General features: G+C 55.4%; 10 protein-coding genes and 1 tRNA gene. All 11 read left to right on the forward strand.

Features of this window, described 5'->3' with window-relative positions:
• Positions 1-149 precede the first annotated feature (149 nt).
• The 11 genes from BN3796_RS03965 to deaD all read left to right on the forward strand — a co-directional run bounded on the left by BN3796_RS03965 (position 150) and on the right by deaD (position 12,421).
• A tRNA-Met gene (locus tag BN3796_RS03965) sits at positions 150-226 on the forward strand.
• Between the two features lie 208 nt (positions 227-434).
• Positions 435-887 (forward strand): ribosome maturation factor RimP, encoded by a 453-nt coding sequence (gene rimP / locus BN3796_RS03970; protein ID WP_061707546.1) that lies wholly within the window; start codon positions 435-437, stop codon positions 885-887.
• 27 nt (positions 888-914) lie between these two features.
• Complete coding sequence (gene nusA / locus BN3796_RS03975; RefSeq protein WP_061707095.1) at positions 915-2,402, forward strand: transcription termination factor NusA; 1,488 nt, start codon at positions 915-917, stop codon at positions 2,400-2,402.
• A gap of 24 nt (positions 2,403-2,426) precedes the next feature.
• Complete coding sequence (infB, locus tag BN3796_RS03980; protein ID WP_061707096.1) at positions 2,427-5,108, forward strand: translation initiation factor IF-2; 2,682 nt, start codon at positions 2,427-2,429, stop codon at positions 5,106-5,108.
• Positions 5,109-5,211: 103 nt separating this feature from the next.
• Complete coding sequence (rbfA, locus tag BN3796_RS03985) at positions 5,212-5,613, forward strand: 30S ribosome-binding factor RbfA (protein WP_061707097.1); 402 nt, start codon at positions 5,212-5,214, stop codon at positions 5,611-5,613.
• Positions 5,613-6,563: a tRNA pseudouridine(55) synthase TruB gene (gene truB, locus BN3796_RS03990; RefSeq protein WP_061707098.1), complete on the forward strand. Its 951-nt coding sequence runs from the start codon at positions 5,613-5,615 to the stop codon at positions 6,561-6,563. The genes rbfA and truB overlap by 1 nt, the downstream gene beginning before the upstream one ends.
• 156 nt (positions 6,564-6,719) lie before the next feature.
• Complete coding sequence (gene rpsO / locus BN3796_RS03995; RefSeq protein WP_003861789.1) at positions 6,720-6,989, forward strand: 30S ribosomal protein S15; 270 nt, start codon at positions 6,720-6,722, stop codon at positions 6,987-6,989.
• Positions 6,990-7,229: 240 nt separating this feature from the next.
• Positions 7,230-9,365: a polyribonucleotide nucleotidyltransferase gene (gene pnp, locus BN3796_RS04000; RefSeq protein WP_061707099.1), complete on the forward strand. Its 2,136-nt coding sequence runs from the start codon at positions 7,230-7,232 to the stop codon at positions 9,363-9,365.
• Positions 9,366-9,474: 109 nt separating this feature from the next.
• Complete coding sequence (gene nlpI / locus BN3796_RS04005) at positions 9,475-10,359, forward strand: lipoprotein NlpI (RefSeq protein ID WP_061707100.1); 885 nt, start codon at positions 9,475-9,477, stop codon at positions 10,357-10,359.
• Between the two features lie 105 nt (positions 10,360-10,464).
• Entirely contained in the window at positions 10,465-10,545 is an 81-nt protein-coding gene (gene yrbN, locus BN3796_RS20655; RefSeq protein WP_010723222.1) for a protein YrbN, read from the forward strand.
• Complete coding sequence (gene deaD / locus BN3796_RS04010) at positions 10,538-12,421, forward strand: ATP-dependent RNA helicase DeaD (RefSeq protein ID WP_061707101.1); 1,884 nt, start codon at positions 10,538-10,540, stop codon at positions 12,419-12,421. Before yrbN ends, deaD begins: the two co-directional genes overlap by 8 nt.
• Positions 12,422-12,436 lie beyond the last annotated feature (15 nt).

A 12,436-nucleotide genomic window follows, 5' to 3' on the forward strand; every position in this document is an offset into this window, starting at 1 on the left:
CCCGCACTTTAGGAGAGAGGAGGGAAGCTTGACATGAGGGGGCTGTAATCACTATACTGAATGCCGATTTTACGTCCCGTCTTCGGTACCAAATCCCAGCATTATTTGCATTTTTTACCCAAAACGAGTAGAATTTGCCACGTTTCAGGCGCGGGGTGGAGCAGCCTGGTAGCTCGTCGGGCTCATAACCCGAAGGTCGTCGGTTCAAATCCGGCCCCCGCAACCAACTTTCCCATTAAGTTCTTTTTCAAATATACTATGAAGACTTAGCGCCTTCGTAGCTGGATTTGAAAAAACGCTTTCGGAAGGTTCTCCAGGCCGCCGTTGCGGCTATAGGGTTCAGTTATCTAAAGCCCCGATTTATCGGGGTTTTTTGTTATCTGACTACAGAATAACTGGGCTTTACGCCCTTTTTTTATGTCTTGGGGGTGGGCTTGTCCACATTAGAGCAAAAATTAACAGAGATGATTACAGCACCGGTTGAAGCACTGGGCTATGAACTGGTCGGCATCGAATTTGTTCGTGGCCGTACATCCACGCTGCGCATCTACATTGATAGTGAAGATGGCATCAATGTTGATGATTGTGCTGATGTTAGCCACCAGGTGAGTGCGGTTCTCGACGTTGAAGATCCGATTACCGTCGCCTATAACCTGGAAGTTTCCTCGCCTGGCCTCGATCGCCCGATGTTCACAGCTGAACACTACACGCGCTTTACCGGTGAAGAAGTGGCTCTCGTTCTGCGCATGGCCGTACAGAACCGCCGTAAATGGCAGGGCATTATTAAAGCCGTGGATGGTGAGATGATCACGGTAGCAGTCGAAGGCAAAGATGAAGTGTTCGCGCTGAGTAATATCCAGAAGGCGAACCTGGTTCCCCACTTTTAACAGTCTGGATGAGGTGAAAAGCCCGCGATGAACAAAGAAATTTTGGCTGTTGTTGAAGCCGTCTCCAACGAGAAAGCGCTGCCGCGTGAGAAAATTTTCGAAGCGCTGGAAAGCGCGCTGGCTACGGCAACCAAGAAAAAATACGAGCAAGAAATCGACGTTCGCGTAGAGATCGATCGTAAAAGCGGCGACTTCGACACCTTCCGTCGTTGGTTGATTGTAGAAGAAGTCACCCAGCCGACCAAAGAGATCACCCTTGAAGCCGCGCGTTTTGAGGACGAAAGCCTGAACGTGGGCGACTACGTTGAAGATCAGATCGAGTCGGTCACCTTTGACCGTATCACCACCCAGACCGCGAAGCAGGTTATCGTACAGAAAGTACGTGAAGCCGAGCGCGCCATGGTGGTCGATCAGTTCCGCGAGCACGAAGGTGAGATCATTACCGGCGTGGTGAAAAAAGTGAACCGCGATAACATCTCTCTCGATCTGGGTAACAACGCTGAAGCGGTTATCCTGCGTGAAGATATGCTGCCGCGTGAAAACTTCCGCCCTGGCGACCGTATCCGCGGCGTGCTTTATGCCGTTCGCCCGGAAGCGCGTGGCGCGCAGCTCTTCGTCACCCGCTCCAAGCCGGAGATGCTGATTGAACTGTTCCGCATTGAAGTGCCGGAAATCGGTGAAGAAGTTATTGAGATCAAAGCGGCAGCCCGCGATCCAGGCTCCCGTGCGAAGATCGCGGTGAAAACCAACGATAAGCGTATCGATCCGGTTGGCGCTTGCGTCGGTATGCGCGGTGCGCGCGTACAGGCGGTATCTACCGAGCTGGGCGGCGAGCGTATCGACATCGTCCTCTGGGATGATAACCCGGCGCAGTTCGTGATCAACGCGATGGCACCAGCGGATGTGGCCTCCATCGTTGTTGATGAAGATAAGCACACCATGGATATCGCCGTTGAGGCGGGTAACCTGGCGCAGGCGATTGGCCGTAACGGTCAGAACGTACGCCTGGCGTCTCAGCTGAGCGGCTGGGAACTCAACGTCATGACCGTTGATGACCTGCAGGCGAAGCATCAGGCGGAAGCCCACGCGGCGATCGATACCTTTACCAAATATCTGGATATCGATGAAGAGTTCGCTACCGTACTGGTAGAAGAAGGCTTCTCAACCCTGGAAGAACTGGCCTATGTGCCAATGAAAGAGCTGCTGGAAATTGACGGTCTGGATGAACCAACCGTTGAAGCCCTGCGTGAACGCGCTAAAAACGCACTGACCACCCTGGCGCTGGCTCAGGAAGAGAGCCTTGGCGATAAGAAGCCGGCTGATGACCTGCTGAATCTGGAAGGTCTTGATCGTGCGGTTGCGTTCAAGCTGGCTGCCCGTGGTGTTTGTACGCTGGAAGATCTCGCTGAGCAAGGCGTTGATGACCTGGCCGATATCGACGGTTTAACCGACGAGAAAGCCGGTGAGCTCATCATGGCCGCACGTAATATTTGCTGGTTCGGCGACGAAGCGTAATAAACTGTAGCAGGAAGGAACAGCATGACTGATGTAACTGTAAAATCGCTGGCTGCTGAGATTCAGACCTCCGTGGACCGCCTGGTACAGCAATTTGCTGATGCAGGGATCCCGAAGTCCGCTGATGACTCGGTGACCGCGCAAGAGAAACAAACCTTGTTAGCGCACCTGAACCGTGAACACGGCTCAGCGCCTGACAAGCTGACGTTGCAGCGCAAAACGCGCAGCACGTTGAACATCCCTGGTACCGGTGGTAAAAGCAAATCGGTACAAATCGAAGTCCGCAAAACGCGCACCTTTGTAAAACGTGATCCGCAAGAGGCAGAACGTCTCGCTGCGGAAGAGCAGGCACAGCGTGAAGCGGAAGAACAAGCCCAGCGTGAGGCAGAAGAACGAGCCAAACGTGAGGCAGAATTAAAAGCTGAACGTGAGGCCGCAGAAAAAGCGAAGCGTGACGCCGCTGAGAAAGCGAAGCGCGAAGCTGCGGAAAAAGACAAAGTGAGCAATCAACATACTGACGAAATGACCAAAACCGCACAGGCAGAAAAAGCCCGCCGTGAAAACGAAGCCGCCGAGCTGAAGCGCAAAGCGGAAGAAGAAGCACGTCGTAAGCTTGAAGAAGAAGCGCGCCGTGTAGCGGAAGAAGCTCGCCGTATGGCGGAAGAGAACCAGTGGACCGATAACGCTGAGCCGACTGAAGACTCCAGCGATTATCACGTCACCACTTCTCAGCATGCCCGCCAGGCTGAAGACGAAAACGATCGTGAAGTTGAAGGCGGCCGTGGCCGCACTCGCAGCACGAAAGCGGCCCGTCCGGCGAAAAAAGGCAACAAGCACTCTGAATCGAAAGCCGATCGCGAAGAAGCGCGCGCGGCAGTACGCGGCGGCAAAGGCGGCAAGCGTAAAGGTTCCTCTCTGCAGCAGGGCTTCCAGAAGCCGGCTCAGGCCGTTAACCGTGACGTGGTGATTGGCGAAACCATCACCGTGGGCGAACTGGCAAACAAGATGGCTGTTAAAGGCTCTCAGGTCATCAAAGCGATGATGAAGCTGGGCGCGATGGCGACCATCAACCAGGTTATCGACCAGGAAACCGCACAGCTGGTGGCCGAAGAGATGGGCCATAAAGTTATCCTGCGTCGTGAAAACGAGCTGGAAGAGGCGGTAATGAGCGACCGTGATACGGGCGCAGCGGCTGAACCGCGCGCGCCGGTCGTGACCATCATGGGTCACGTTGACCACGGTAAAACCTCTCTGCTGGACTACATTCGTTCAACGAAAGTGGCCTCTGGCGAAGCGGGCGGCATTACCCAGCACATCGGTGCGTACCACGTTGAAACTGACAACGGTATGATCACCTTCCTGGATACCCCTGGCCACGCCGCGTTTACATCCATGCGTGCTCGTGGTGCGCAGGCAACGGATATCGTGGTTCTGGTTGTTGCAGCAGACGACGGCGTCATGCCGCAGACCATCGAAGCTATCCAGCACGCGAAAGCGGCGGGTGTGCCGGTGGTGGTTGCAGTGAACAAAATCGATAAGCCGGAAGCAGATCCGGATCGCGTTAAAAACGAACTCTCCCAGTATGGCATCCTGCCGGAAGAGTGGGGCGGCGAAAGCCAGTTCGTTCACGTATCTGCAAAAGCGGGTACCGGTATCGACGAACTGCTGGATGCTATCCTGCTGCAGGCTGAAGTACTGGAGCTGAAAGCGGTACGTAAAGGTATGGCGAGCGGCGCAGTAATCGAGTCCTTCCTGGATAAAGGTCGTGGCCCGGTAGCAACCGTTCTGGTTCGCGAAGGTACCCTGCATAAAGGCGATATCGTTCTGTGCGGCTTCGAATATGGTCGTGTCCGTGCGATGCGTAACGAACTGGGTCAGGAAGTGCTGGAAGCGGGTCCGTCCATTCCGGTGGAAATCCTCGGCCTGTCCGGCGTACCGGCTGCTGGTGACGAAGTGACCGTAGTCCGTGACGAGAAGAAAGCGCGTGAAGTGGCTCTCTATCGTCAGGGCAAATTCCGTGAAGTTAAGCTGGCGCGTCAGCAGAAATCTAAACTCGAGAACATGTTTGCTAACATGACCGAGGGCGAAGTTCACGAAGTGAACGTCGTGCTGAAAGCGGACGTACAGGGTTCTGTGGAAGCGATCTCCGACTCCCTGCTGAAACTCTCCACCGACGAAGTGAAGGTGAAGATTATCGGTTCTGGCGTGGGTGGTATCACTGAAACCGACGCAACCCTGGCTGCGGCGTCCAACGCGATTCTGGTTGGCTTTAACGTCCGTGCTGACGCTTCCGCGCGTAAAGTGATCGAAGCTGAAAGCCTGGATCTGCGCTACTACTCCGTCATCTATAACCTGATTGACGAAGTGAAAGCGGCGATGAGCGGCATGCTCTCTCCGGAACTGAAACAGCAGATCATCGGTCTGGCTGAAGTGCGTGATGTGTTCAAATCACCGAAATTCGGTGCGATCGCGGGCTGTATGGTTACCGAAGGGATCATCAAGCGTCACAACCCAATCCGCGTTCTGCGCGACAACGTGGTTATCTATGAAGGCGAGCTGGAATCCCTGCGCCGCTTCAAAGATGACGTTAACGAAGTCCGTAACGGCATGGAATGTGGTATCGGCGTGAAGAACTACAACGACGTTCGCGTTGGCGACATGATCGAAGTGTTCGAGATCATCGAGATCCAGCGTAGCATTGATTAATCCCCTGCGGATTAATTCAGAGCGTAGGCCGGGTTAGCGAAGCGCCACCCGGCATGAATTTCAAAAGGGGCTTATGGCCCCTTTTTTGACTGGAGAATTTACTATGGCGAAAGAATTTGGTCGCCCGCAGCGCGTGGCGCAGGAGATGCAGAAAGAGATCGCCATCATTCTGCAACGTGAAATTAAAGATCCCCGCGTCGGCATGATGACCACTGTCTCCGGCGTGGAGATGTCCCGCGATCTGGCGTATGCCAAAGTCTTCGTGACTTTCCTGAACGATCAGGATGAAGAGGCGGTGAAGAACGGCATTAAAGCGTTGCAGGAAGCCTCTGGTTTCATCCGCTCCCTGCTGGGCAAAGCGATGCGTCTGCGTATCGTGCCGGAACTGACCTTCTTCTACGACAACTCGCTGGTGGAAGGGATGCGCATGTCTAACCTGGTGACCAGCGTGGTTAAGCAGGATGATGAGCGCCGCGTCAACCCGGACGACAGCAAGGAGGACTAATGAGTCGTCCTCGTCGTCGCGGTCGCGACGTGCACGGCGTGCTGCTGCTGGATAAACCGCAGGGCGCTTCCAGCAACGACGTGCTGCAAAAAGTAAAACGCATTTATAACGCCAACCGCGCCGGACACACTGGCGCGCTGGATCCGCTCGCCACCGGCATGCTACCGATTTGTCTGGGCGAAGCGACCAAGTTTTCCCAGTACCTGCTCGACTCCGACAAGCGTTACCGCGTTATCGCGAAGCTTGGCCAGCGCACCGATACCTCTGATGCGGATGGCCAGGTTGTGGAGGAACGTCCTGTGACCTTCAGCGCAGAGCAACTTGATGCGGCGCTGGAGAGCTTCCGTGGCGATACGCTGCAGGTGCCTTCGATGTATTCGGCGCTGAAATATCAGGGCAAGAAGCTCTACGAATATGCGCGCCAGGGCATTGAAGTCCCGCGCGAAGCCCGTCCGATAACCGTGTATGAGCTGCTGTTTATTCGTCACGAAGGTGACGAGCTGGAGCTGGAAGTTCACTGTTCGAAAGGGACCTATATTCGTACCATTATCGACGATCTCGGTGAAAAGCTCGGTTGCGGCGCGCATGTAATCTATCTGCGTCGTCTGGCGGTCAGTAAGTATCCGGTCGATCGCATGGTGACGCTTGAGCAGCTGAACGCGCTGGTGGAACAGTCGCAGGCGCAGGAGATCCCCGCCGCCGATCTGCTCGACCCGCTGCTGATGCCGATGGACAGTCCTGCTTCGGACTATCCTGTCGTTAATATTCCGTTGACGTCGTCGGTATACTTTAAAAACGGTAATCCGGTTCGTACCACGGGGGCGCCGTTGAACGGCCTGGTACGCGTGACCGAAGGCGACGAAGGTAAATTTATCGGCATGGGTGAAATCGATGACGAAGGGCGCGTAGCGCCGCGTCGTCTGGTGGTGGAGTACCCGGTCGAAGCATGACGGCGCATCTGCTCGCCTTGCGATAAGCAGGGGAGACGAGTAGAATATCGCCGCTTAACGCCTGGTAAATTGTTTAACAATTCGCGGGGCGTTGCCTATGGGATTGCTGAATTAGAGATCGGCATCCTCACATTCTTTATACTTTGGAGTTTTAAAATGTCTCTAAGCGTTGAAGCTAAAGCTAAAATCGTTTCTGAGTTTGGTCGCGGTACTAACGACAGCGGTTCTACCGAAGTTCAGGTTGCTCTGCTGACTGCACAGATTAACCACCTGCAGGGTCACTTTGCAGAGCACAAAAAAGATCACCACAGCCGTCGTGGTCTGCTGCGCATGGTTTCTCAGCGTCGTAAACTGCTCGACTACCTGAAACGTAAAGATGTTGCACGCTACACTGCGCTGATCGAGCGTCTGGGTCTGCGTCGCTAATTCTTGCGAGTTTCAGAAAAGGGGGCCTGATGGCCCCTTTTTTCAACCGCACCGCAGCAATTCATTAAAAACTAATGTATTGTTGCTATAAATGATCTTCATTGCAGAGGTTCGCGCGGCTAATGAGAGGCTTCACCCATGGGGGTGTTGGTTGTCATTAGTCGCGAGGATGCTGAAGGTCGGGGTAAACTGACAGCACGCCAGTGGGTGTGCTGTCCTTCATTAAGAAAGGATAGAATTTTGCTGAATCCGATCGTTCGTAAATTCCAGTATGGTCAGCATACCGTGACGCTGGAAACCGGCATGATGGCGCGTCAGGCGACCGCTGCCGTTATGGTTAGCATGGATGACACCGCGGTATTTGTGACCGTTGTAGGCCAGAAAAAAGCCAAGCCAGGCCAGGACTTCTTCCCGCTGACCGTTAACTACCAGGAGCGTACCTACGCTGCCGGTAAAATCCCGGGCGGCTTCTTCCGTCGTGAAGGCCGTCCAAGCGAAGGCGAAACGCTGATTGCGCGTCTGATTGACCGCCCGGTTCGCCCGCTGTTCCCGGAAGGCTTCGTTAACGAAGTGCAGGTTATCGCCACCGTAGTTTCCGTTAACCCGCAGGTTAACCCGGATATCGTGGCGATGATCGGCGCTTCCGCTGCGCTCTCCCTGTCTGGCATTCCGTTCAACGGCCCAATCGGTGCCGCGCGCGTCGGTTACATCAATGACCAGTACGTACTGAACCCGACCCAGGAAGAGCTGAAAGCGAGCAAGCTGGATCTGGTGGTTGCTGGTACCGAAGCGGCAGTGCTGATGGTTGAATCCGAAGCGGAACTGCTGAGCGAAGACCAGATGCTGGGCGCGGTGGTCTTTGGCCACGAGCAGCAGCAGGTGGTTATCCAGAACATTAACGATCTGGTGAAAGAAGCGGGTAAACCGCGTTGGGACTGGCAGCCAGAAGCGGCCAACGAAGCGCTGAACGCGCGCGTTGCAGCCCTGGCGGAATCCCGTCTGAGCGACGCTTATCGCATCACCGACAAACAGGAGCGTTACGCTCAGGTTGACGCGATCAAATCTGAAACCATCGCCACTCTGGTTGCGGAAGACGAAACCCTGGACGAAAACGAACTGGGTGAAATCCTGCACGCTATCGAGAAGAACGTTGTTCGTAGCCGCGTACTGGCAGGCGAGCCGCGTATCGATGGCCGTGAGAAAGATATGATTCGTGGTCTGGACGTACGCACCGGCGTACTGCCGCGTACCCACGGTTCTGCGCTCTTCACCCGTGGTGAAACTCAGGCGCTGGTTACCGCGACGCTGGGTACCGCACGTGACGCGCAGATCATCGACGAACTGATGGGCGAGCGTACCGACAACTTCCTGTTCCATTACAACTTCCCTCCGTACTCCGTAGGGGAAACCGGTATGGTTGGCTCGCCGAAGCGTCGTGAAATTGGTCACGGCCGTCTGGCGAAGCGCGGTGTACTGGCTGTGATGCCGGATGCCGATAAATTCCCGTACACCGTTCGCGTGGTTTCTGAAATCACCGAATCTAACGGTTCTTCTTCCATGGCTTCCGTGTGTGGTGCCTCCCTGGCGCTGATGGACGCTGGCGTGCCGGTTAAAGCGGCCGTTGCGGGTATCGCGATGGGTCTGGTGAAGGAAGGCGACAACTACGTTGTGCTGTCTGATATCCTGGGCGACGAAGATCATCTGGGCGATATGGACTTCAAAGTGGCGGGTTCCCGCGACGGTATCTCTGCGCTGCAGATGGATATCAAAATTGAAGGTATCACCAAAGAGATCATGCAGGTTGCGCTGAACCAGGCGAAAGGCGCCCGTCTGCACATCCTGAGCGTGATGGAGCAGGCGATCAACGCGCCGCGCGGCGACATCTCTGAGTTCGCACCGCGTATCCACACCATCAAGATCAACCCGGACAAGATCAAGGATGTGATCGGTAAAGGCGGTTCCGTGATCCGCGCGCTGACCGAAGAGACCGGCACCACCATCGAAATCGAAGATGACGGTACCGTGAAGATCGCAGCGACCGACGGCGACAAAGCGAAACACGCTATCCGTCGTATCGAAGAGATCACTGCAGAGATCGAAGTGGGTCGCATCTATAATGGTAAAGTGACCCGTATCGTTGACTTTGGCGCGTTTGTTGCCATCGGCGGCGGTAAAGAAGGTCTGGTTCACATCTCTCAGATCGCTGACAAGCGCGTTGAGAAAGTGACCGACTACCTGCAGATGGGCCAGGAAGTCCCGGTTAAGGTTCTGGAAGTGGACCGCCAGGGCCGTATCCGTCTGAGCATTAAAGAAGCGACCGAGCAGTCTCAGCCTGCCGCCGCGCCGGAAGCGCCGGCTGCGGAACAGGGCGAGTAAGGTTGCCATTTGCCCTCCGCCTGTGCGGAGGGCTGGTATCAGGCAGGACGCCTTGTTGAGCCGCCGGGGGACAGGACGTTCATCCAATTGTTGTCTTCGGGAGTGGGAAATGAAGCCTTTTTTGCGCTGGTGTTTCGTTGCGACAGCTTTAACGCTGGCAGGATGCAGCAACTCTGCCTGGCGTAAGAGCGAGGTCCTCGCAGTGCCACTGCAACCGACTTTGCAACAGGAAGTGATTCTGGCACGCATGGAACAAATACTTGCCAGTCGGGCTTTAACCGATGATGAACGCGCACAGCTTTTATATGAGCGCGGAGTGTTGTATGATAGTCTTGGTCTGAGGGCACTGGCGCGGAATGATTTTTCACAAGCGCTGGCTATCCGACCGGATATGCCTGAAGTATTCAATTACTTAGGCATTTATTTAACGCAGGCAGGCAATTTTGATGCTGCCTATGAAGCGTTTGATTCTGTACTTGAGCTTGATCCAACTTACAACTACGCGCACTTGAATCGCGGTATCGCATTGTATTACGGCGGTCGCGACAAGCTAGCGCAAGATGATCTGCTGGCGTTTTATCAAGACGATCCCAATGATCCTTTCCGCAGCCTGTGGCTTTATCTCGCTGAGCAGAAGCTCGATGAGAAGCAGGCGAAAGAAGCTCTGAAAGAGCGCTTCGAGAAATCGGATAAGGAACAGTGGGGATGGAACATTGTCGAGTTCTACCTGGGCGACATTAGCGAAGCAACGCTGATGGAACGTCTCAAGGCGGACGCAACGGATAACACCTCGCTCGCTGAGCATCTCAGTGAAACCAACTTCTATTTAGGTAAGTACTACCTAAGTCTGGGGGATTTGGACAGCGCTAAGGCTCTGTTCAAACTGGCGGTGGCTAACAACGTTCATAACTTTGTTGAGCACCGATATGCATTGTTGGAATTATCGCTCCTGGGCCAGGACCAAGATGACCTGGCAGAATCGGACCAGCAATAGCTGACGACCACATCAGCCCGTAATCTTTTTGATTGCCATCACCTTCGCGGGTGAGGGCGTTGTTGTTCGTTAATACACCTACTTTGAGCCGGTTCACACTTTTCAATGAAAATTGCAGATCAATTTCATGATGAGTTATGTAGACTGGCCGCCATTAATTTTGAGGCACACGTACTACATGGCTGAATTCGAAACCACTTTTGCAGATCTGGGCCTGAAGGCTCCTATCCTTGAAGCCCTTAACGATCTGGGTTACGAAAAACCATCTCCAATCCAGGCAGAGTGCATCCCGCATCTGCTGGGCGGTCGCGATGTTCTGGGTATGGCCCAGACCGGTAGCGGCAAAACTGCAGCGTTCTCTTTACCGCTGCTCAACAATCTTGATCCTGAGCTGAAGGCACCTCAGATTCTGGTGCTGGCACCGACCCGCGAACTGGCGGTTCAGGTTGCTGAAGCCATGACAGATTTCTCTAAACATATGCGCGGCGTAAACGTGGTTGCCCTCTATGGCGGCCAGCGTTATGACGTGCAGTTACGCGCCCTGCGTCAGGGGCCGCAGATTGTGGTCGGTACCCCGGGCCGTCTGCTGGATCACCTGAAACGCGGTACGCTGGATCTCTCTAAACTGAGCGGTCTGGTACTGGATGAAGCTGACGAAATGCTGCGCATGGGCTTCATCGAAGACGTTGAAACCATTATGGCGCAGATCCCGGAAGGGCATCAGACCGCGCTGTTCTCCGCGACCATGCCGGAAGCGATCCGTCGCATCACCCGCCGCTTTATGAAAGAGCCGCAGGAAGTGCGCATTCAGTCCAGCGTGACGACTCGTCCTGACATCAGCCAGAGCTACTGGACCGTCTGGGGCATGCGTAAAAACGAAGCGCTGGTCCGTTTCCTGGAAGCGGAAGATTTTGATGCGGCGATTATCTTTGTTCGCACCAAAAACGCGACTCTGGAAGTGGCTGAAGCGCTGGAGCGCAACGGTTACAACAGCGCCGCGCTGAACGGCGATATGAACCAGGCGCTGCGTGAGCAGACCCTGGAGCGTCTGAAAGATGGTCGTCTGGATATCCTGATTGCCACCGACGTGGCGGCACGTGGTCTGGACGTGGAACGCATCAGCCTGGTTGTGAACTACGATATCCCGATGGATTCTGAGTCTTACGTTCACCGTATCGGCCGTACCGGTCGTGCAGGTCGTGCTGGTCGCGCGCTGCTGTTCGTTGAGAACCGCGAGCGTCGTCTGCTGCGTAACATCGAACGCACCATGAAGCTGACCATTCCGGAAGTGGAACTGCCGAACGCAGAGCTGCTGGGCAAACGCCGTCTGGAAAAATTCGCCGCAAAAGTTCAGCAGCAGCTGGAAAGCAGCGATCTGGATCAGTACCGCGCGCTGCTGGCGAAAATCCAGCCGACCGCGGAAGACGAAGAGCTGGATATCGAAACCCTGGCTGCCGCACTGCTGAAGATGGCGCAGGGTGAACGTACCCTGATCGTGCCGCCGGATGCGCCGATGCGTCCTAAGCGTGAGTTCCGTGACCGCGACGACCGCGCCCCGCGCGATCGTAACGATCGTGGTCCGCGTGAAGATCGTCCGCGTCGTGAGCGTCGTGACGCTGGCGAAATGGAGCTCTACCGCATCGAAGTGGGTCGTGACGATGGCGTGGAAGTGCGTCATATCGTTGGCGCCATCGCGAACGAAGGCGATATCAGCAGCCGTTACATTGGTAACATCAAGCTGTTCGCATCCCACTCTACCATTGAGCTGCCGAAAGGTATGCCGGGCGAGGTTCTGCAGCACTTTACCCGCACCCGCATCCTGAACAAGCCGATGAACATGCAGCTGCTGGGCGATGCACAGCCGCGTACTGACCGTGGCGGCGAGCGTCGTGGCGGTGGTCGCAGCTTCGGTGGCGAACGTCGTGAAGGCGGTCGTACTGAAGGGCGTCGCTTCTCCGGTGAACGTCGTGAAGGCGGCCGCAGCTTCGGTGGCGAACGCCGCGAAAGCCGTGGCCCGCGCCGCGAAGAGGGCGCCAGCCGCCGTCGTTTCGGTGACGCGTAAGCCTTACATCTGCTG

The sequence above is a fragment of the Pseudenterobacter timonensis genome (genome assembly GCF_900021175.1).
GTDB classification, from domain to species: domain Bacteria; phylum Pseudomonadota; class Gammaproteobacteria; order Enterobacterales; family Enterobacteriaceae; genus Enterobacter; species Enterobacter timonensis.

Bases quoted from the DNA above. Each gene is read 5' to 3' on its own strand.
- nusA (WP_061707095.1), top strand. From the start codon at position 915: ATGAACAAAGAAATTTTGGCTGTTGTTGAAGCCGTCTCCAACGAGAAA.
- infB (WP_061707096.1), top strand. From the start codon at position 2,427: ATGACTGATGTAACTGTAAAATCGCTGGCTGCTGAGATTCAGACCTCC.
- rbfA (WP_061707097.1), top strand. From the start codon at position 5,212: ATGGCGAAAGAATTTGGTCGCCCGCAGCGCGTGGCGCAGGAGATGCAG.
- truB (WP_061707098.1), top strand. From the start codon at position 5,613: ATGAGTCGTCCTCGTCGTCGCGGTCGCGACGTGCACGGCGTGCTGCTG.
- rpsO (WP_003861789.1), top strand. From the start codon at position 6,720: ATGTCTCTAAGCGTTGAAGCTAAAGCTAAAATCGTTTCTGAGTTTGGT.
- nlpI (WP_061707100.1), top strand. From the start codon at position 9,475: ATGAAGCCTTTTTTGCGCTGGTGTTTCGTTGCGACAGCTTTAACGCTG.
- yrbN (WP_010723222.1), top strand. From the start codon at position 10,465: ATGAAAATTGCAGATCAATTTCATGATGAGTTATGTAGACTGGCCGCC.
- deaD (WP_061707101.1), top strand. From the start codon at position 10,538: ATGGCTGAATTCGAAACCACTTTTGCAGATCTGGGCCTGAAGGCTCCT.